This is a genomic window from Streptomyces sp. NPDC037242 (assembly GCF_055604165.1).
The window spans coordinates 360,572-380,993 of the sequence record NZ_JBVJUY010000002.1 but is presented as its reverse complement, the minus strand read 5'-3'; the positions used below and the strand labels follow the sequence as shown (position 1 = coordinate 380,993).

At 74.2% G+C, this 20,422-nt stretch carries 12 protein-coding genes; 5 read left to right on the top strand and 7 right to left on the bottom strand.

Annotated features, from left to right (window positions below; genetic code table 11):
* Positions 1–77: 77 nt before the first annotated feature.
* Complete coding sequence (locus tag ACZ7GJ_RS04580) at positions 78–1,475, bottom strand: glycosyltransferase family 39 protein (RefSeq protein ID WP_470749342.1); 1,398 nt, start codon at positions 1,473–1,475, stop codon at positions 78–80.
* Positions 1,476–1,512: 37 nt separating this feature from the next.
* Here ACZ7GJ_RS04580 and ACZ7GJ_RS04575 point away from each other — a divergent pair, with 37 nt between their 5' ends.
* The gene (locus ACZ7GJ_RS04575; protein WP_470749340.1) at positions 1,513–2,085 is read left to right on the top strand and encodes a hypothetical protein; all 573 of its coding nucleotides are present in this window, start codon (positions 1,513–1,515) and stop codon (positions 2,083–2,085) included.
* Positions 2,086–2,140: 55 nt separating this feature from the next.
* Here the strand turns inward: ACZ7GJ_RS04575 and ACZ7GJ_RS04570 are convergent, their stop codons facing one another.
* Positions 2,141–2,800 carry a TetR family transcriptional regulator gene (locus tag ACZ7GJ_RS04570; protein ID WP_470749338.1) on the bottom strand — a complete coding sequence of 220 codons (660 nt, stop codon included), beginning with the start codon at positions 2,798–2,800 and terminating at the stop codon, positions 2,141–2,143.
* Positions 2,801–2,981: 181 nt separating this feature from the next.
* Here ACZ7GJ_RS04570 and ACZ7GJ_RS04565 point away from each other — a divergent pair, with 181 nt between their 5' ends.
* From ACZ7GJ_RS04565 to ACZ7GJ_RS04550, 4 genes are all read left to right on the top strand, one after another.
* Positions 2,982–4,739, top strand: coding sequence for a glycoside hydrolase family 3 protein (locus ACZ7GJ_RS04565; RefSeq protein WP_470749336.1), 1,758 nt, complete (start codon positions 2,982–2,984; stop codon positions 4,737–4,739).
* Positions 4,740–4,916: 177 nt separating this feature from the next.
* Positions 4,917–5,657, top strand: a complete 741-nt coding sequence (locus ACZ7GJ_RS04560) for a response regulator transcription factor (protein WP_365926494.1) — start codon at positions 4,917–4,919, stop codon at positions 5,655–5,657.
* Positions 5,654–6,736 (top strand): HAMP domain-containing sensor histidine kinase, encoded by a 1,083-nt coding sequence (locus ACZ7GJ_RS04555; protein WP_470749334.1) that lies wholly within the window; start codon positions 5,654–5,656, stop codon positions 6,734–6,736. Before ACZ7GJ_RS04560 ends, ACZ7GJ_RS04555 begins: the two co-directional genes overlap by 4 nt.
* A 258-nt stretch (positions 6,737–6,994) precedes the next feature.
* A complete protein-coding gene (locus ACZ7GJ_RS04550) occupies positions 6,995–10,915 on the top strand; it encodes a multifunctional oxoglutarate decarboxylase/oxoglutarate dehydrogenase thiamine pyrophosphate-binding subunit/dihydrolipoyllysine-residue succinyltransferase subunit (RefSeq protein WP_470749332.1) in 3,921 nt (1,306 codons plus the stop codon).
* Positions 10,916–10,994: 79 nt separating this feature from the next.
* Here ACZ7GJ_RS04550 and fxsT read toward each other — a convergent pair whose 3' ends face one another.
* From fxsT to ACZ7GJ_RS04525, 5 genes are all read right to left on the bottom strand, one after another.
* Complete coding sequence (gene fxsT / locus ACZ7GJ_RS04545; RefSeq protein WP_470749330.1) at positions 10,995–13,994, bottom strand: FxSxx-COOH system tetratricopeptide repeat protein; 3,000 nt, start codon at positions 13,992–13,994, stop codon at positions 10,995–10,997.
* 73 nt (positions 13,995–14,067) lie between these two features.
* The gene (locus ACZ7GJ_RS04540) at positions 14,068–15,312 is read right to left on the bottom strand and encodes an HEXXH motif domain-containing protein (RefSeq protein WP_470749328.1); all 1,245 of its coding nucleotides are present in this window, start codon (positions 15,310–15,312) and stop codon (positions 14,068–14,070) included.
* Positions 15,309–16,586: an FxsB family cyclophane-forming radical SAM/SPASM peptide maturase gene (locus tag ACZ7GJ_RS04535; RefSeq protein WP_470749326.1), complete on the bottom strand. Its 1,278-nt coding sequence runs from the start codon at positions 16,584–16,586 to the stop codon at positions 15,309–15,311. Before ACZ7GJ_RS04535 ends, ACZ7GJ_RS04540 begins: the two co-directional genes overlap by 4 nt.
* Positions 16,587–16,767: 181 nt before the next feature.
* On the bottom strand, positions 16,768–16,965 hold the full coding sequence (gene fxsA, locus ACZ7GJ_RS04530; protein ID WP_470749325.1) for an FxSxx-COOH cyclophane-containing RiPP peptide: 198 nt from the start codon (positions 16,963–16,965) through the stop codon (positions 16,768–16,770).
* A gap of 207 nt (positions 16,966–17,172) precedes the next feature.
* Complete coding sequence (locus ACZ7GJ_RS04525) at positions 17,173–20,418, bottom strand: SAV_2336 N-terminal domain-related protein (RefSeq protein WP_470749323.1); 3,246 nt, start codon at positions 20,416–20,418, stop codon at positions 17,173–17,175.
* Between the last annotated feature and the right edge of the window lie 4 nt (positions 20,419–20,422).

Below are 20,422 nucleotides of genomic sequence, written 5' to 3'. Positions count from 1 at the left end.
CGCCCACCCGACGGGGGCGCCCCCTCATCCTCCAGTGCGGCCCGCGCGGGCCCCCGCGCGCCCCGGCCCCCGCAGGGCTACCGGCAGCTTCCCGGGCGGGCGAAGACGGCCACTTGGGCGCCCCGGGTCCGGGTCACCGAGCACAGGTCGAAGGAGGAGACCAGGGTCTGGCGTTTGACCGCCTCCGCCGGGTAGCCGTCCAGCGGCTGGCCCGCCGGGTCCAGCAGCGCCACCACCCGGTCGGCCCCCAGCAGCGCCGCCCGGATCTCCTCCGGGGGCAGTTCCGTGCCCTGGAGGCTGCGCGAGGCCGCCGGGGAGCGTTCCAGCGCCACGTCGCGCAGGGACCCGTACAGCTGGGGCGAGGACAGCAGCCACTCGCGCCGCCGCGACGGCAGGAACAGCACCGCGTCCCCCGGCCGGGCCTGCTCCCGGACGGCCGCCGCCACCGCGAGCACGTCGTCCTTGCGGCTCTCCGGGGTGCGCAGCCCCACCGACCACCAGCCGAACCACACCAGCAGCGCCGCCACCAGCAGCCACGGCAGCGGCCCGCGCGCGTCCGCGAGCCGCGCACCGGCCAGCAGGGCGAGCCCGGCCAGGGCGTAGAGCACGTACCGGTCGACGTACCAGGGGTGGACCAGCGAGACCACGAGCAGCAGCCCCGGCGGCAGCATCGCCAGCGGCAGGGCCACCCGCCGCAGGGCCGGCGCGGCCCCCCGCGCGAGCAGCAGCGCGGCCCCCGCGGCCACCCCGTACGCCGTCCAGTCCTGCCAGCTCGGCCGCCCGAGCCAGCCCAGCTGCTGCTGCGCCTGCCCGGCGCTGACCAGGGCCAGCGGCGCCGCCCCGGCCACGACCGCCGCGGCGCTCCACCGCCAGCCGCGCGAGCGCCACGCCGCGAAGGCGTGCGCGGGCAGGGCCAGTACGGCGAACTCGTGCAGCCAGCAGCCGAGCAGCAGCACCGCGGCGTACGCGGCCCAGCGCTCGCGCAGCATCAGGTACGTCGCCCAGGCCACGGCCGCCGCGACGAGGGCGTACGAGCGGCCCTCCTGGGCGTACATCTGCACCGGCGGCGCCGCCGCGTAGGCGAGGCCGGCGAGCAGCGCGGCCCGCTCCCCCGCCAGCCGGTGCCCGACGGCGGCCACGCCGGCCGCGGCGAGGGCGGTGGCGGCGACGGAGGGGAGCCGCAGGGCCCACAGGCCGCCGTCCGCCACGCCGGTGTCCCACACCGCGAAGACCCCGTGCATGAGCAGGTAGTAGAGGCCGTGGACGGCGTCGACCTGCCCGAGGAGCTCCCAGAGCCCGCCGAGCGGCCGGTGCGCCGCCTGCCAGGTGACGGATTCGTCGCGCCACATGCTGCCGCCGCGCTCCAGGCCCCAGAGGCCGAGGGCGACGGCGGCGAGCGGCGGCAGCCAACGCCAGGGGGCAATACGGCTGATGTCGGCCTCCGGGTGCTTCCGCGCGGGTGGTGCGGACTCCATACTCGGGGTTCGGACCGGTTTCCTGTGGGGGTGGGGTGTGCGAGCGCTTCGAACGGCCGTGGTCACGGCCGTCCTGCCAGTCGTACTGGTGCTGGGCGGGTGCACCTCGGAGGGGTCGGACCAGAGCCCTGCCGGCGACGGCGGTGTCACCGGCAGCGCATCTCCGACGCCGACGGCCACACCGACGCCCACGCCGAGCGGGAGCAACGGCGGGAGCCCGGCTCCCAGCCGGTCCGCGACGCCGGGCGCGAGCCCCACGCCCCAGGCGCCCGACCCCGACGAGATGCTGGTGCGGGTCACGCGCACCGGCGGCTTCGCCGGGACGACCCACAGCCTGGTGATCAAGGGCGACGGCTCGTTCCTGCGGCTCGACGGGAAGGCGAAGCAGACCGGCACCGGCAAGCTGTCGGCGGCCGAACTGGCGAAGCTGCGCACCGCGCTGCGGGAGGCGGACTTCGCCCACCTGCCCCGCGTCTCCATGGGCGGGACGGTCTACGACGGGTACACCTACGCGGTGGTCCACGGCGGCTACGAGGTGGCCGCCGCCGAGGGGTCGGTGCCGGCGGGCCTGGCGAAGGTGATCGCGGCGCTGCCCGCGTTCGAGGGATAGCCGGACCGCGCGGCCCCGCGGAGCAGGACGAGCAGGACGAGCACGACCAGCAGCACTAGCCCGCCGTCGGGAGCCCCGTGCCCGCCGTCGAGATCTCCCGCAGCCGCCCGTCCAGGAAGGCCCGCAGCCGGGCCGGCATGTCCACGCCCTGCGGGTCCAGCACCCACTGGATCTGGAGCCCGTCCATCACGGCGACGGTCTCGCGGGCGACCGCCTCGCAGTCGGCCCCCGGCCGCAGTTCGCCGCGCGCGACCCCGGCCTCCAGCAGTTCGACGGTGTAGCCGAGGACGCGCGCGTAGCGCTGCTTGAAGTACTCGTGCGCGGGATGCCCGGGATTCCCGGACTCCCCGACGAGCGTGTTGTACATCCGTACGATGCCGGGCCGGCGGGTGTTGTCCGCGGCGAGGGCGACGACGGTGGCGAAGTGCGCGGCGACCGACTCGGCGGGCTCGCTGAAGAGCCGCTCCGTGTCGTGCTGCTCGCTCTGGGCCAGTACGGACAGCAGCAGGTCCTCCTTACTGCGGAAGTGGTGCAGCAGTCCGCCCTGGGTGATCCCGCAGTCGTTCGCGATCCGGGCGAGCGAGGAGGCGTGGTAGCCCCACTGCGCGAAGTGCTCGACGGCGGTGTCGAGGATCTTCTGGCGGCGGGCGTCGCCCACCGCGTAGGTCCCCCGGCCCGCCGCCTTCGCAGCCGTTCGCCTCTTGTCCTGTGCCATGCCGACCACCCTAGGGGGTGTCTGACGGATGTCCGCGGCGTCGCGACGCCCGCCAGACACCCCCTAGACGTCGGCGGTTTTCCGCCCCGAACGGGAGTGATTCAGGTCACTTTCAAAAACCTAGTGGGTGCATGGTTTTCGCGTTTACGGTGAGCTCCCCGCAGCCCTCAGGAGTACGGCCATGAACGCCATCCCCGCCTACAAGGACGCCTCCCTCCCCGTCGAGCAGCGCGTGGAGGACCTGCTCTCCCGCATGACGCTGGAGGAGAAGGCCGGCCAGCTCTTCCACTCGATGCTGATGATGAACCCGGACGGCACCCCGGTCACCGAGACCGACGGCTCGATGCTCCCCTTCACCACCCCCGAGCTGATCGAGGGCCGCTCCCTCACCCACTTCAACCTCCTCGGGACCTACGGCGCCCGCGAGATGGCCCTGTGGCAGAACGCCGTCCAGGAGATGGCCGCGGGCACCCGCCTCGGCATCCCCGTCACCCTCTCCACCGACCCCCGGCACGCCTTCACCGACAACATCGGCGCCTCCTTCAACGCCGGCGCCTTCTCCGCCTGGCCCGAGGCCCTGGGCCTGGCCGCGATCGGCGACCCCGAGCTCGTGCACCGCTTCGCCGACACGGTCCGCCGCGAGTACCTCGCCGTCGGCTTCCGCGTCGCCCTGCACCCGCAGATCGACCTGGCGACCGAGCCGCGCTGGGCCCGCCAGTCGGGCACCTTCGGCTCGGACGCCGAACTGACGGGCGAGCTGGTCCAGGCGTACGTACGGGGCCTGCAGGGCGAGGTGCTCGGCACCGGATCCGTCTCCGCGATGGTCAAGCACTTCCCCGGCGGCGGCCCGCAGAAGGACGGCGAGGACCCGCACTTCGCGCACGGCAAGGAGCAGGTCTATCCGGGCGGCATGCGCGAGCACCACCTGGAGCCCTTCCGTGCGGCCGTCGCGGCCGGCTGCGCGCAGATGATGCCGTACTACGGCCAGCCCATCGGCACCGACTGGGAGGAGGTCGGCTTCGGCTTCAACAAGGGGGTCGTCACCGGTCTGCTGCGCGAGGAGCTCGGCTTCCAGGGCATCGTCTGCACCGACTGGGGCCTGCTCAGCGACGCCGCGATCTTCGGCGAGGTGCACCCGGCGCGGGCCTGGGGCCTGGAACACCTGGGCACCGCCGAGCGCGCGGCCCGCGCCCTGGACGCGGGCTCGGACCAGTTCGGCGGCGAGCAGTGCCCGGAGGTGGTCGTGGAGCTGGTGCGCTCGGGCCGCGTCGCCGAGTCCCGCATCGACGACTCCGTACGCCGGCTGCTGCGCGAGAAGTTCACCCTCGGCCTGTTCGAGAACCCGTACGTGGATCCGGACGCGGCGGCGGAGACGGTCGGCCGGGCCGACTTCGCCGCGCTCGGCGCCGCGGCCCAGCGGCGCTCCCTCACCGTCCTGACCAACACCGGCGCCACCCTCCCGCTCTCCGGCCGGCCGAAGCTGTACGTCGAGGGCGTGGACGCGGCCGTCGCCGCCGCATACGGGGAACCGGTGTCCGAGCCGGCCGCGGCGGACCTGGCGGTGCTGCGCCTGCGCACCCCGCACGAGCCGCGCGAGAACATCTTCGAGTCCTTCTTCCACTCGGGTTCGCTGGCCTTCGCCGAGCCGGAGCTGACGCGGATCCTGGCCCTCCTCGACGCCGTCCCGACGGTGGTCTGCATCAATCTGGAGCGCCCCGCCGTCATCCCGGAGATCGCCGAGCGCGCGGCGGCGCTGATCGCCGACTACGGCGCGAGCGACGCGGCGCTGCTGGACGTGGCCTTCGGCCGGGCCGTCCCCGAGGGCCGGCTCCCCTTCGAGCTCCCGCGCTCGATGGCGGCGGTCGAGGCCTCGCGCCCGGACGTCCCGAACGACACCGAGAACCCGGTCTTCCCGCACGGCCACGGCCTGAAGATCTGATTCCGAATACTGCGGGGCCCCTGACGGCCCCGCATATGCCGGGCGCCTTTCCCGTGGGGGGATCGGCGCCCGGCACCCTCACGCTCCGCAGTCGTCCCTGTCGGAACCACGCATAGCCGCAGGCCGGTGCCTCCTCTACGCTGCACCCCTATCACGCGGGATCTTCAGGGGCGGGACATGGAACAGACACACACCACCCACAACGGCGCCGCGGCCACCCCCGGCGCCCAGCGGCGCGTGCTCGTGGTCGAGGACGACCGCACCATCGCCGACGCCATCGCGGCCCGGCTGCGGGCCGAGGGCTTCCAGGTGCAGACGGCGTACGACGGCCCGGCCGCGGTGGCCGCGGCCGAGAGCTGGCAGCCCGAGCTGCTGGTCCTCGACGTCATGCTGCCGGGCTTCGACGGGCTGGAGGTCTGCCGCCGCGTCCAGGCCCAGCGGCCGGTCCCGGTGCTGATGCTCACCGCGCGGGACGACGAGACCGACCTGCTCGTCGGCCTCGGGGTCGGGGCCGACGACTACATGACGAAGCCGTTCTCGATGCGCGAGCTGGCCGCGCGGGTCCACGTACTGCTGCGGCGGGTGGAGCGGGCCACGCTCGCCGCGCACGCACCGCGCGGGGCCACCCTGCGCCTCGGCGACCTGGAGATCGACCACGCGCAGCGGCGGGTCCGGGTGCAGACCGAGGACGTGCACCTGACGCCGACCGAGTTCGACCTGCTGGTGTGCCTGGCGGGGACGCCGCGGGCGGTGCTCTCGCGGGAGCAGCTGCTGGCGGAGGTGTGGGACTGGGCCGACGCGTCGGGGACCCGTACCGTCGACAGCCACATCAAGGCCCTGCGCCGGAAGATCGGCGCGGAGCGGATCCGTACGGTCCACGGCGTCGGGTACGCCCTGGAGACCCCGGCGCAGGCATGAGCTCCGGGCGGCCGCACGGCGGGGGCCTGCGACCCTTCTCGCCGTTCTCGATCAAGACCAAGCTGGGCACGCTCGTCGTGGTGTCGGTCTTCATCACCACGGGCCTGCTGATGGTGGCCGTGCGCACGGACACCGAGTTCCGCTTCATCACGGTGTTCTCGGTGATCGCCTCGATGCTGATCACGCAGTTCGTGGCGCACGGCCTGACCGCGCCGCTGGACGACATGACCACGGTGGCCCGTGCGATATCCCACGGGGACTACACGCGCCGGGTGCGCGGGGCGGGGCGCCGTGACGAGCTGGGCGACCTGGCCTCCACGATCAACCTGATGGCGGACGACCTGGAGGCGGTGGACCGGCACCGCAAGGAGCTCGTCGCCAACGTCTCGCACGAGCTGCGCACGCCGATCGCGGCGCTGCGGGCGGTGCTGGAGAACGTGGTGGACGGGGTCTCGGACCCCGATCCGGAGACCATGCGGACGGCGCTGAAGCAGACCGAGCGCCTCGGCCGGCTGGTGGAGACCCTGCTGGACCTGTCCCGCGTGGACAACGGGGTGGTACCGCTGCGGGCCCGCCGCTTCGAGGTGTGGCCCTACCTGTCGGGGGTGCTGAAGGAGTCCGGTCTGGCGGCCGCCGGCCGCCCGGGGCTCACCACCGGCTCGGGCGGGCACACCCGCAACGACGTGCACCTGCACCTGGACGTCTTCCCCTCCGAGCTGTCGGCGTACGCGGACGCCGAGCGGCTGCACCAGGTCGTGGCCAACCTGATCGACAACGCGCTCAAGCACAGTCCCCCCCACGGCCGGGTCACGGTCCGCGCGCGAGCGGGCGACGCGCCCGGGAGCCTGGCACTGGAGGTGCTGGACGAGGGTCCCGGGATCCCGGAGGCCGAGCGCCACCGGGTCTTCGAGCGGTTCAACCGGGGCAGCGCCCACGGCGGGGACGGAGGCACCGGACTGGGGCTGGCCATCGCCCGCTGGGCCGTCGGACTGCACGGCGGGCACATCGGAGTGGCCGAATCGTCACGGGGATGCCGCATCCTTGTCACGCTTCCGGGCAGCTCACAGGTGCCGGGTTGACGTAGGGTTCCTGTGGGAAGGACATGATCTCGGCCACACGTCCCGAGGTCCGTCAGGGGTGCGAAGCCAAGGGGGCCGCAACCACGGTGGCTCCTGCCCGAACCACGCTTGTTTCCCGCCATTCCAGGCAATGAAACCCGCCGTTCGATGTGACCTGCACGACGGAAGTCCCGCCCGGTCTGCATCTGACGCCCGGGGAGGCGTAGCCTTTATTCCCGCTGTCCATACCTTGTGAAGCGGAAGAGGGCGGTTGCCGCCGTGTCGCCACAGTCCCCCAGTAACTCGAGCACCACGACCGAAGCAGCAGAGGGCGGGAAGAACCCCGCCTCAGGCTTCGGCGCCAATGAGTGGCTCGTCGACGAGATCTACCAGCAGTACCTCCAGGACCCGAATTCGGTCGACCGGGCCTGGTGGGACTTCTTCGCCGACTACAAGCCGGGGGGCACTGCCGCTCCGGTGAAGGCCGAGAAGTCCGTACCCTCCGCGCCGACGACGGAGGGCGCCTCCGCACAGGCCGCCGTCTCCGCCGCCGCCGCGGCCCCCCAGGCCTCCGACGCCGCCGCCACGGGGGCGGCGAGCGCCACTGCCGCCGCGCCCTCCGCGACCGCGCCCACGCCTGTGTCAGCTCCTGCCCCTGCTCCTGCCACCCCCTCTGGTGCCCCTGCTGTGACTGTCACCTCCCAGGCCCCGGCCGCCGCACCGGCCGCCGCCGCTCCCGCTCCGTCTCCCTCCGCTGCAAGCAGCGGCTCCACTGGAGCTGCTGCCGCAGCGCCCTCCCAGTCGGCCGCGCCCGCCACCGAGGCCCCCGCGGGCCCCGAGCTGGTGACGCTCCGCGGCCCGGCGGCTGCCGTGGTCAAGAACATGAACGCCTCGCTGGAGGTGCCGACGGCCACGTCCGTCCGCGCCGTCCCGGTGAAGCTGCTGTTCGACAACCGCATCGTCATCAACAACCACCTGAAGCGCGCCCGGGGCGGGAAGATCTCCTTCACCCACCTCATCGGCTACGCGATGGTGCAGGCCATCAAGGCCATGCCGTCGATGAACTACTCCTTCGCGGAGAAGGACGGCAAGCCGACCCTGGTCAAGCCGGAGCACATCAACTTCGGCCTCGCGATCGACCTGGTGAAGCCCAACGGCGACCGCCAGCTCGTCGTCGCCGGCATCAAGAAGGCCGAGACCCTCAACTTCTTCGAGTTCTGGCAGGCCTACGAGGACATCGTCCGCCGGGCCCGCGTCGGCAAGCTGACGATGGACGACTTCACCGGCGTCACCGTCTCGCTGACCAACCCCGGCGGCCTGGGCACCGTCCACTCCGTGCCCCGCCTGATGCCCGGACAGTCGGTCATCATGGGCGTCGGCTCGATGGACTACCCGGCCGAGTTCCAGGGCACCTCCCAGGACACGCTGAACAAGCTGGGCATCTCCAAGGTCATGACCCTGACCTCGACCTACGACCACCGGGTCATCCAGGGCGCGGCCTCCGGCGAGTTCCTGCGCATCGTCGCGAACATGCTGCTCGGCGAGAGCGGCTTCTACGACGACGTCTTCGAGGCGCTGCGCATCCCGTACGAGCCGGTCCGCTGGCTCCGGGACATCGACGCCTCGCACGACGACGACGTCACGAAGGCCGCCCGCGTCTTCGAGCTGATCCACTCCTACCGGGTCCGCGGCCACGTCATGGCCGACACCGACCCGCTGGAGTACAAGCAGCGCAAGCACCCCGACCTCGACATCACCGAGCACGGCCTCACCCTGTGGGACCTGGAGCGCGAGTTCGCGGTCGGCGGCTTCTCCGGCAAGTCGATGATGAAGCTCCGCGACATCCTCGGCGTGCTGCGCGACTCGTACTGCCGCACCACCGGCGTCGAGTTCATGCACATCCAGGACCCGAAGCAGCGCCGCTGGATCCAGGACCGCATCGAGCGCCCGCACTCCAAGCCGGAGCGCGAGGAGCAGCTGCGCATCCTGCGCCGCCTGAACGCGGCGGAGGCCTTCGAGACCTTCCTGCAGACGAAGTACGTCGGCCAGAAGCGCTTCTCCCTGGAGGGCGGCGAGTCCGTCATCCCGCTGCTCGACGCCGTCATCGACTCGGCCGCCGAGGCCCGCCTCGAAGAGGTCGCCATCGGCATGGCCCACCGCGGCCGCCTGAACGTCCTGGCGAACATCGTCGGCAAGTCGTACGCGCAGATCTTCCGCGAGTTCGAGGGCAACCTCGACCCGAAGTCCATGCACGGCTCCGGCGACGTCAAGTACCACCTGGGCGCCGAGGGCACCTTCACGGGCCTGGACGGCGAGCAGATCAAGGTCTCGCTCGTCGCGAACCCCTCGCACCTGGAGGCGGTGGACCCGGTCCTGGAGGGCGTCGTCCGCGCCAAGCAGGACATCATCAACAAGGGCGGCACGGACTTCACCGTCCTGCCCGTCGCCCTGCACGGTGACGCGGCCTTCGCGGGCCAGGGCGTCGTCGCCGAGACGCTGAACATGTCGCAGCTGCGCGGCTACCGCACCGGCGGCACCGTCCACGTCGTGATCAACAACCAGGTCGGCTTCACCGCCGCCCCGGAGTCCTCGCGTTCCTCGATGTACGCGACCGACGTGGCCCGCATGATCGAGGCGCCGATCTTCCACGTGAACGGCGACGACCCGGAGGCCGTGGTCCGCATCGCGCGGCTCGCCTTCGAGTTCCGTCAGGCGTTCAACAAGGACGTGGTCATCGACCTCATCTGCTACCGCCGCCGCGGGCACAACGAGTCCGACAACCCGGCCTTCACGCAGCCGCTGATGTACGACCTGATCGACAAGAAGCGCTCGGTGCGCAAGCTCTACACCGAGTCCCTCATCGGTCGCGGCGACATCACGCTGGAAGAGGCCGAGCAGGCGCTCCAGGACTTCCAGGGCCAGCTGGAGAAGGTCTTCGCGGAGGTCCGCGAGGCCGCCACGCAGCCCGCGGTCGCCGCGCCGGCCCCGGTCGCCCAGGCCGACTTCCCGGTCGCGGTGAACACCGCGGTCTCCCCGGAGGTCGTCAAGCGGATCGCCGAGTCCCAGGTCAACATCCCCGACGGGGTCACCGTCCACCCGCGTCTGCTGCCGCAGCTGCAGCGCCGCGCGGCGATGATCGACGAGGGCACCATCGACTGGGGCATGGGCGAGACCCTGGCCTTCGGCTCGCTGCTGATGGAGGGCACCCCGGTCCGGCTGTCCGGCCAGGACTCCCGCCGCGGCACCTTCGGCCAGCGCCACGCGGTCCTCATCGACCGGGAGACCGGCGAGGACTACACCCCGCTGCTGTACCTCTCGGACGACCAGGCCCGGTACAACGTCTACGACTCGCTGCTCTCCGAGTACGCGGCCATGGGCTTCGAGTACGGCTACTCGCTGGCCCGCCCGGAGTCGCTGGTCCTCTGGGAGGCCCAGTTCGGTGACTTCGTCAACGGCGCGCAGACCGTCGTCGACGAGTTCATCTCCTCGGCCGAGCAGAAGTGGGGCCAGACCTCCGGCGTCACGCTGCTGCTGCCGCACGGCTACGAGGGCCAGGGCCCGGACCACTCGTCCGCGCGTCCCGAGCGCTTCCTGCAGCTCTGCGCGCAGAACAACATGACGGTGGCCATGCCCACCCTGCCGTCGAACTACTTCCACCTGCTGCGCTGGCAGGTCCACAACCCGCACCACAAGCCGCTCATCGTCTTCACCCCGAAGTCGATGTTGCGTCTGAAGGCTGCGGCGTCGAAGGCCGAGGAGTTCACGAACGGTTCGTTCCGCCCGGTCATCGGCGACTCCACCGTGGACCCGAACGCGGTCCGCAAGGTCGTCTTCTGCGCCGGCAAGGTCTACTACGACCTGGAGGCCGAGCGGGAGAAGCGCGGCATCACGGACACGGCGATCATCCGCATCGAGCGGCTGTACCCGCTGCCGGGTGCCGAGCTCCAGGCCGAGATCGCCAAGTTCCCGAACGCGGCGAAGTACATCTGGGCGCAGGAGGAGCCGGCGAACCAGGGTGCGTGGCCGTTCATCGCGCTGAACCTGATCGACCACCTCGACCTGGCGGTCGGCGCGGACATCCCGGCGGGCGAGCGCCTGCGGCGCATCTCGCGCCCGCACGGCTCGTCCCCGGCGGTGGGCTCCGCGAAGCGCCACCAGGCGGAGCAGCAGCTCCTGCTGAACGAGGTCTTCGAGGCCTGAGCCCCGTGACCACCGGAAGGCCCGGCACCCCCTCGGGGGCGCCGGGCCTTCCGGCGTACCGGGCCGCTGCGGGCGGGCCCTACGGCTGGGGCTCGAAGTCCCAGTACGGGCGTGCCTGCTGGCGGGCGGAGACCGTGTGGACGTGCTGGGGGCCGAGGGTGCGGATCAGGCCCTTGATGCCCGCGTCCTCGTGCTTTCCGGCCTCCGTGTCCTCGCGGACCGAGCGGAGGTCGGCGGCCAGCGCGATCTGGGCGCTGAGCGCCATCGGATGGTCCGGGCCCAGCACCTGCTCGGCGGTGCGCAGGGTCTCCCGGCTCAGGTCCACCGCGGAGTCGAGCCGTCCGGTGATGTTGCGGTGCCCGGTGGCGTTCAGGGCGCAGCCCAGCGTCCAGGGGTGCTGGTCGCCGAGCGCGCCCCGCATCCCCACCAGCGCCTGTTCCGCGAGCGAGAGGGCCTCGGTGCGCTCGCCCTGGGCGCGCAGTACGAGGCCGAGGTTGCCGACGGTGCCGATGCTGTAGGGGTGGGCGAGCCCCAGCTGGGACTGGTAGCCCCGTACGACGTCCTCGGAGATGCGGCGGGCCTCGCCGACGTCCCCGTACTCGCGCAGGTACGTCGCGTAGTCCGAGGCGACCATCAGCGTCCAGGGGAACTCGGCGCCGAAGACGCGCGTGGAGCGCTCCAGGACGCTGCGCAGCCGGGCGCCGGCTCCGGCGATGTCCCCGGAGCGGCGCAGGCACATCCCGAGGTTGTGCTCGGCGCGCAGGGTCTGGGGGTGGTTGGTGCCCAGGACCTGGATGTGGATCTTGAGGCCCTGTTCCTGGCGGGCGAGCGCCTCCCGGTAGCGGCCCATCAGGCGCAGTCCCATGGCGCAGCCGATGCCGGAGGAGAGGGTGGCGATGTGCCGTACGCGCAGGACGCGTTCGCGGCGGCGCAGGGTGTCAAGGTCGGTGTCGTACGCCTCCTGGTAGCGGCCGAGGAGGCGCAGGACGACGGCGACGTTGTTCTGGGCGTTGAGGGTGGTGGAGTCGTCCTCGCCGAGCAGTTCGCGGTAGGTGGCGAAGGAGTGCTCCAGCAGTTCCCGGGCCTCCTCGAACTTGGCGGTGCTGAGCAGGACCCCGGCGTAGGTGCTGGTGGCGCGCAGGGTCTCCAGGTCGCGGTCGCCCCGTTCGGCGAGGAGGCGGTCGGCGCGGGAGCGGGCGAGGGTCTCGGCCCGGCGGAAGTGGCCGAGCATGCGCAGGGCGCCGCTGTGGTGGTAGCTGAGCTCGCGCACCTGGTCGTGGTCGTCACCGAGCATGGCGCGCCAGATGGCGTCGGTCTGTTCGGCGAGCCGCAGGCAGGTGCGGTACTCCCCGGCGAGCATCAGGTAGCGCAGGCAGTGCAGCAGGAAGTTCTGGATGCGGGGGTTGGTGCTGGTCAGGACGCCGGAGGAGTCCAGGTGCGGGATGAGTTCGGCGTAGCGGGGCCAGAGCCTGGAGTCGGCGGGCCGTCCGGGGTCGGCGGCGGCGAGGACCTGGCGGACGGCGCGGGAGAGGGGCTCGGCCTCGTCCTCGCCGAGGTCCTCGCGGACGATGTTGTGGACCATGCGGTGGAGTTGGACGGTCTCCAGGCCGCCGCCCTCCTCGACGGGGAGGTCGGAGTACTCCAGGCGGACCACGGAGAACTGGACGAGCTTGTTGAGGGCGGCGTTCCAGCGGATCTGGTCGTTGATGAGGCCCGCGAGGTCCTCGGGCACGTCGTCTGCGGGGAACTCGCGCAGCAGCCGCAGCGGGACCCGGCCGGGTGCGAAGAACACGAACAGCCGGAGCAGGGCGAGGGCGTCGGGGAAGTTCTCGCGGATGTTGTTGAGCAGTATGGCGAGGGCGGTGGGGAAGGGCAGCGGGTAGTCGTCGGAGATGGTGACGGCTTCGTGGGAGTCCAGGCGGCGCTTGAGCAGGGCCAGGTAGTCGCCGACGGGGAGCGGGGAGTCGGCGAGCCAGCCGGCGGTCTGGTCGAGGGCGAGCGGGTAGTCGTCCAGGGCCTCGGCGAGCTGGTCGGCCTCCTCGCCGGTGAGGCGCAGGGCCCGGCGGCGGATGAAGGTGACGGACTCGGGCCGTGCGTAGAGGGGCACTTCGACCAGGCTGGTGTGCCGGGAGGCCCATTCCCGGTTGCGGGAGGTGATGATGACGTCGCCCGCGCCCGACGGCAGCAGGTCGGTGAGGTCGTCGGGGTTGTCGCAGCCGTCGAAGACCATCAGCCAGCGGCTGTACGGGGCGCCCCGGCGCAGGGCTTCGAGGACGGCCCGGATCTGCTCGCCGTAGCTGCCGGCGCCGCGCGGCAGGCCCAACGCGGGGGCCAGGTCGGCGAGGCGTTCGCGCAGGGTGGGCCGGTCCTCGGCCGGTACCCACCACACGACGTCGTACTCGGAGGCGAAGCGGTAGGCGTACTCGGTGGCGACCTGGGTCTTGCCGACGCCGGAGAGCCCGAGCAGGGTCACGGTGGAGGCGCCGGGCGGGGCCTGCGACAGGGCTTCGCGGAGGTTGCCGATGACGTCGTTGCGGCCGGTGAAGCGGGGGTTGCGGCGCGGGACGCGGCCCCAGATCTCGGGCGGGTCGTTGGGGAAGCGCGGGCCGCGGCGGCCGGTCTCGGCGCCGACCCGGTCGGTGGGCAGGTCCAGGCGGCGCAGCACGCGGTACTCGGCCTCGTACGAGTCCAGGCCCCACAGGTCGGTCTTCTCCAGTACGGCGACGGCGCTGGGCAGCGGGGCGTCGGTGAGGCAGACGGCCGCGAACCGGTCGGGGTGGCGGTCGGTGACCTCGCGCAGGGCGGTGTTCCACTCCTCGTCCGTGCGGGTACCGGCGGAGAAGTAGCGTTCGCTGAGGATCAGCAGGACCCGGCCGCCGCCGCGGGCGAGGTCGTCGAGGGCCTCGCCGACGCCGGGGCTGTTCTGCGGGTCCCAGCGCTGAAGGGTGACGCGGTGGCCGTACTCCTCCAGGCGGTGGGCGATCCACACGGCCCAGGGGCGGTTGAAGCCCGCGAAGCTGATGACGAATCGCTGCGGCTGGAGCATTCCGTCACGGTCCTGCCGAGTGCCGGTGGTCATGCTGCCGTCTCCCTGGATGCGGGCGGTGGACGGGGTTGAAAAGGTACCGCAGCGGTGCTCGCGCAGGGCCCCCTCAGCCGTGTGCGAAAGGGGCGAGTTCGGGGTGCGCCCGGCACCAGTCGAGGCGTTCGCGGTCCACGGCGCGGCGGGCGGCCGCGTGCTGGTCCCCGGGCGGCGCCAACTCGTCCATGGCCCGCTCGGCGGCGGCCATCGCGTCGGTGAACTCCCGCCCGGCACCGGTCAGTTGGCCATGGGCGCGGATGGCGGGCAGTACGGCGGCCACCTGCGCGCGGATCCTGGCGTGCTGGGCCCACGCGCCGCGGGCCCCGTAGAGGGCGGCCCGCTGCCAGTAACCGGCCAGCGCCAGGTGGGCGTACGCGCCGTGCAGCAGCCCGTCCAGCGGGCGGGGGTCCGCGCGCCAGGGGGCCCAGTACCGGGGCGTGCGGTCGGCGGTGTGCAGGGTGACCACGTCGGCCAGGGCGGTCAGTTTGCCGTGCTGCACCTCGTGCACGAGGGTCGCGGCGAGCGCCGGCGGGGCCTGCGCCCGGGCCAGCAGGGAGCCCGCGGCGGCGGGCAGGGTCGCGCCGTTGGAGCGGGAGCCGCCGCCGAGGGGGACGACGGAGCGCAGCAGCAGGCCGGTCTCCTCCGCGCGGGCGGTGTCGTAGCGCTGGAGCAGGGTGAGGGCGCCGCACCACTGGATGTCCCACCGCTTGTGGCCCTTGGGGGTGAGCCGGCGGGCCGGCCGCACGGGCGCCGGCCGGTCCGCGCCGGGGGCCCGGTAGGGGTCGAGGTCGTCGAGGGCGGTACGGCCGCCGGGCAGGGTGTGCAGGGCCAGCGTGGCCGGGTCCTCGGGGTCCCAGGAGCATTCGGTGAGGGCGAGCGGGCCGGGGCGGGCCGGGCGCAGCAGTCCGAGGGTGGGCAGGACGAGGCGGCCGTGCACGGGCCGCAGGGTGGCCTTGAAGGCGATCCCGGAGCGCAGGGCGGCGGCGACGGCGAGCGCCCCGAGGTGGGCGAGGTCGGCCGGGGGCCCGTACGGGGCGTGCAGCCGGCGCAGGGTCTCCTCGGCCCACACCCCGGTGGCCGGATAGTGCAGGACGTCGCGGACGGCGTCGGGGTCGTGCCGTTCGGCCTCCTCCAGCAGGGCCCAGTGCTCGGCGGCCTCCCCGGCGCGCCCGCCGGGGGCGGCGTCGAGCACGGCGCGCAGCAGGACCAGGCGCTTGGAGCGGCGTACGTCGCGCACGAGGCGGGTGCCGTCGGCCGAGGGTTCGGTGGAGGCGAGGGCGCGCAGGGTGGCGGAGGTGACGGTGAAGGGCTTCACGACGCGGCCTGCCGGGTGGCGTCGCGCAGGGCGTGGGCGATGTGCCGGATCAGGGCCTGGAGGTCGGCGCAGTACACGGACGGCTGACGGAACCCCTCGCCGGCGAGGTAGCGGTGGGGGTAGTGGCCGCCGCCGCACACCTCCACGAGTTCGCAGGAGCGGCAGTCGGCGGCGAGCGCGTCGCGGCCCAGCTGGCGGGCGACGAGCCCGGGGTGTTCCAGCAGTTCGTCGAAGCTGTGCGTGGCGAGGTCCATTCCGGTGCCGGCGGCGCCCTCGTAGGCGGACTTCAGCGAGTCGGCCTGCTCGATGGTGCCGTCGGTCTCGACGACCGCGGTGGCGGCGGGGGCGAGGCCGAGGGTCTCGGTGGCGCCGGGCAGGCCGAGCAGCAGGGCGATGACCTCCTCGAAGATCCGGATCCGGGTGCGCCGCTGGCCGTCGTGCCACCAGCGTTCGAAGACGGCGAGGAGCCAGTCGGCGTACGGGGTCTCGTGGGGGCGCCGGCCGGGCGGCGGGGCGCTCCAGTTGGCCAGGGGCAGCAGCAGGCCGATGCCGGGCGGCTTGAAGGCGAGCAGGGACTCGTACGTCTCCACCGGGTCCTGGGCGAGGTCCACGACGCAGAGCACTCCGGCGTAGCTCTCGGGGTGGCGGGCCAGGAGCCGCAGGCCTCGGGCGGCGGCGGTGAACCCGGGCCGCCCGGCGTGGTCCACGCGGCGGGCGTTGTGCGCGGGCAGCCCGCCGTCGAGGCTGACGCCGACGCGGATCCCGGCGGCGGCCAGCGCGGCGAGCCGGCCCCGGGTGAGCAGGACGCCATTGGTCTGGACGGTGGCGGTGACCCGGGTGCGCGGGGAGGCCGCGCGCAGGGCGTCGCGTACGGCGTCCACGGGTGCGGCGAGTTCGGCGGGTGCGGTGAGCAGGGGCTCTCCGCCGTGCAGGACGAGGTCGACGCGGGGCAGGTCGTGGGCTGCGGCGTGCTCGGCGATGCGGTGGGCGGCGCGGGCCGCGGTGGCCGGGGTCATGGCGGTGGGCTGGGCGCGCCAGCCCTGGTCCTCCATGGCGTAGACGTAGCAGTAGGTGCAGGCGAGGTTGCAGCGGCTGCGGGTCTTGAGGACGAACTGGCGTATGGGGTGGGGCCGGTGGCCGCCGGCGCGGGCGGCGGGCACGTCGAGCCGGGTGTACGGCCAGGGGGCGTGGCGCGCGTGCCGTGCGTGACTCGCCCGGAGGGACTGCTCGCGGTGCGCGGGCAGCAGGGCGTCGCTCGTGTTGGTGTGCCTCATCGCCCGTACCTCCCGCCCCCCGGCTGCCGCACCCGGACTCCGCCCGTGCGCACCCCCGGGGAGGTGCCCCTGCGGACGGTCCATCCCTGCCCTTCACAGGGCCCGGGCTAACGGCGGAAAGTGGTCAACTCCCGGTCAGCGGACGGCCGGTACGTCACAGTCCGTCACATACGGTGTCCGATCAGGCCAATCCGGAGTCGAAGGCGTTCAGGATCTCGGCCGGGTGCGTCACCCGCTCGACCATGCCCTCGATCACCTGGGCGAGCACCGGATGCTCGATCCCCCGCAATGCGGCCAGGTCCAGACCGGAGAGGTCCGGCAACCGCCCGGGGCACTCGGGGGCCGCCGCCACCGCCGCTTGCTGATGTTGGGTCACCATGGGCCGCACGTCCCCCTGTTGCGTAGCGTTCGATGGTCCACTGCCCTTTCCCTCCGGGGGGTCGACGGAAACGGCCTCGCCCCCTGCCGGGGCTCCGGGGCCGGATCTGCCCCTGCGCGGCAGATGAGCCCGCATCCGGCCCCGCCGGCGTTTGAGGCGCGGAGTTCCGGGGGCCGGCCCCCGGGCAGCGGCGCCGCACCCGGGCGGTCACAGGGGCGGCTCCAGGGCGTGGATACGGGCCCGCACGGCCGCGGCGCGGTCATCGGCGCCGAGCCGCGTCCACGACTCCAGCGCCGAGCGGTACGCGTCGAGCGCCGCGCGGGGCCGCGCGAGGCGCTCCAGTACCTCCCCGCGCAGCTCCTGCACCCGCGCGGCCAGCCCGAGGGCGGTGTCCCGCCGCTCCCCCCGCTCGGCTTCCAGGGCCGTGCGCCACGCCCGCCGGTAGGAGTCCGCCGCCCGGTCGAGCCGGTCCAGCGCCCGGGTCTGGGCGTGGATCTGCTGCTGCACGTCCCCGTGGTCGCGCCAGGCGCCGGCCTGCTCCAGGGGGCTGCGGCTCTGCCGGACGGCCAGCTCCAGCAGGTACTCCGCCTCGCGCAGGTCCACCAGGTCGCCCTCGTACGTGTGCCGCAGGCGCAGCCCCGCCGCCAGCCGGATCAGCCGGTGCGCGGCCCGGGGGTCGGACTGCGGCACCGCGGCCCGGCTCTCGCGCAGTACCCGTACCGCGGTGGAGGCGAAGGCGCGCCCGTCGGCCTCGGTGGTCCCGGCGCGGGCCAGGAGCACCTCGCCCCACTCGGGCAGCAGTTCGCCGAACGAGTCCCCGTCCCGGGGGATCAGCCGCCGGGCCCGGCCGTAGGCGCCGGCCGCGTCCTCCAGGGCGGTGGGGTCGGCGTCCCGTTCGTGGCGGGCCCGGTGCACCCGCGCCAGGCAGAGCAGTGCCGACACGCGCAGTTCGGGGTCTTCGGCGGCCTCGGCGAGCGCGGCCTCCAGCTGCCCGGCGGCCTCCTCCAGCCGCCCGGGCAGGTACCGCAGCGCGGTGGCCAGTTCGACGCGGACCCGGGCCCGCGCCTCCTGCCCGGCCGCCGGGTCCACGGCCAGGCGGTCGGCGGCCCGGGCGGCCAGGGCGGTGCGCGCCCCCGGGTCGGGGGTGTACGGCAGCAGCGCCAGCAGTACCCGCCCGAGGGCGAGCCGCAGCGCCGGGTCGGGGGCGTCGGCGGCGTCGGCGGCAGGGTCGCGGCCCGCCGGCCCGTCCGCGTCGGGGCCGGAGCCGGAGCCAGGATCGGGATCGCGGTCCGATCCGGTCAGGGCCTCCAGCGCGGCCCGCGCCTCCAGCAGGGCCGCCGGGTCCGCCCGTAGCGCGCTCAGCTCGGTCAGGGCCCGCGCCCGCCGTACCGCGCAGTCCACCCGCAGCGCCGGGTCCAGGTCCGCCGCGGCCCCGGCGGCGGCGAACTCCCGTTCCGCCGCGGCCAGCAGAGCGGCGTCCGGTTCGGCCGCCAGGGCCCGCTCGTACAGCACCCGGCCCAGCACCGCCCGCGCCCCGGGGGTGCGCAGCCCGGCCAGGGCGTGCTCGGCCTCCGCCAGGAGGCCGGGGTCTCGCTGGAGCGCCCACAGCCGCAGCAGCGCCCCCGCCAGCTCGGTCTCGGCCTCGCCCGGCAGGTCCCCGGGTCCGGCGGGGATCGCCACCGCCCGCCGCAGTACCGTCACCGCCTCGTGCAGCGTGCGCTGGCCGCGCGCGTCCCCGCTGCGGTCGTGCTCCGCGAGCCGTTGTCGCGCGGTCCGCAGTGCCCCGTCCCGGCCGGGCGGTGGCGGGCCGCTGGGCTCCGCGGCCGGGCCGTCGGGGGGCGGGCCGGGCAGGTAGCGCCGTACGACCTTGGCGGAGACCTGTGCGAAGGCCTGCGGCAGCCGGCCCGCCGGGACCCGCTCGTCGGCGGCGCCCCCGGCCGGCGCGGGCGCCCCGGTCAGCTGCGTGACGGCGAGCGCGGGGAAGTTGCGTACGCCCCGCCCGAAGTGCGCCAGCACGTACTCCGAGCAGTGCTTGAGGACCAGCGCGGCCTCGTCCCGCCCCAGCGGCCCCAGCAGTACGTCCTGCACCCCGGGCACGAAGGCGTACCAGCCGGCCTCGGAGGTGCGCCGGAGCAGCCCGCTCAGCAGGACCTCCGCCAGGTCGGAGGGTTCCGAGTCGGGCAGCATCGTGCGCTGCACCAGCCGCATCACGGGCAGGGTCAGCGGCGCCGCGGACAGGTACACCGCGAGTTGCACGGCCCGGGGCGCGGCCGAGGCGCGAAAGCGCCGCACGAGTTCGCGCGGCGGCCGGGCGGCCCGCGGCGGCGGCGGGGGCGCGGCCGGGTGGCGGGCCAGGACCCGGCCCACCTCGGCGGGGACGGGTCCGGTGCCGAGCCCGGCGACGAGCCGGGCCCAGGCGCCGAGCGCGGTGGCGCTCGGGGGCAGCACGGGTACGGTCAGCCCTCCGGTGGGCCGCCCGGGCCGCGGCGGCCGGTCCGGGCAGAACCGCAGCTTCCCGCCGCCGCCCTCGACCCGCGCGAGCGTGCCCCGCTCGGTCGGCAGCCAGCTGCGGCTCCAGAGTCGCTGCGGCAGGGGCTGGACGACCACGCAGGGGGTGCACTCGGCCCACCGGTGCAGCAGCCGCTGCGCCTCGCCCTCGCGCCACACCGGCCCGGCGCAGTCGGACACCACCATGGTCAGCGCCCGCCCGGTGGGGTCGCGCAGCTGGTCCCCGGAGGCCGTCCCGGGTCCGGGCAGCGGCCGGCGCCCCACGGCCGCGCTCCCGTCCGCGAGCCGGTGCAGGTAGTACACCTGCACGTCCCGGAAGGCGCCCAACCGCTCGCACACGGCGCGCAGTTCCTCGAACATGTCCTGCCACACCGCCATCGACGGCGACGCGTCCATCACCAGCCGTACGGTCGCCTCGCGCCGGCTCTCGCGCCGGAAGACGGGGATGACGAGCCCGAGCGCCCGGGCGCTGGCCTCGGCGGTGGCGGGCTCGTCGAGCACCCTGCGGCCGGGCAGGGAGGGCGGCCGGTGCCGCTGGAGGGCGCGCAGGGCCCGCTGGACGTCGAGGATCCGGGGCAGCCCGGCGGCCGCGGGGACCCGTACGGGCACGCCGTCCAGGGCGTCCGGCGCGCCGGGGCCCTGCGGCCCGCTCCCGGGATCGGAACCGGTCCCGGGGCCCGGGCCGGCCTCGGGTGCGTACAGGCCGACCGGGTCCTCGGTCTGCGGCCGTGGCGGGCGTACGGGCTCCCGCCCGGGCGCCGCGTCCTCCCCCTCGTGGGCCGGCTCCCGTCCGGGCGCGTCCGTTCCCGGCGGCGGACCGCCGGGCGGGCCGATGTGGCCGGCGAGCCAGAGCGCGTCGGCCATCTCCTCGGTGGACGGGTCGAGCCCGGCGGCCCTGAGCAGGGCGGCCAGCTCGCGGATGCCGGACCCGGCGGGTGGTGGCACGGCC

Excerpts from the sequence above, each read along its gene's own strand:
- ACZ7GJ_RS04580 (WP_470749342.1), bottom strand. The coding sequence starts at position 1,475 with ATGGAGTCCGCACCACCCGCGCGGAAGCACCCGGAGGCCGACATCAGC.
- ACZ7GJ_RS04570 (WP_470749338.1), bottom strand. The coding sequence starts at position 2,800 with ATGGCACAGGACAAGAGGCGAACGGCTGCGAAGGCGGCGGGCCGGGGG.
- ACZ7GJ_RS04565 (WP_470749336.1), top strand. The coding sequence starts at position 2,982 with ATGAACGCCATCCCCGCCTACAAGGACGCCTCCCTCCCCGTCGAGCAG.
- ACZ7GJ_RS04560 (WP_365926494.1), top strand. The coding sequence starts at position 4,917 with ATGGAACAGACACACACCACCCACAACGGCGCCGCGGCCACCCCCGGC.
- ACZ7GJ_RS04555 (WP_470749334.1), top strand. The coding sequence starts at position 5,654 with ATGAGCTCCGGGCGGCCGCACGGCGGGGGCCTGCGACCCTTCTCGCCG.
- fxsT (WP_470749330.1), bottom strand. The coding sequence starts at position 13,994 with ATGACCACCGGCACTCGGCAGGACCGTGACGGAATGCTCCAGCCGCAG.
- ACZ7GJ_RS04535 (WP_470749326.1), bottom strand. The coding sequence starts at position 16,586 with ATGAGGCACACCAACACGAGCGACGCCCTGCTGCCCGCGCACCGCGAG.
- fxsA (WP_470749325.1), bottom strand. The coding sequence starts at position 16,965 with ATGGTGACCCAACATCAGCAAGCGGCGGTGGCGGCGGCCCCCGAGTGC.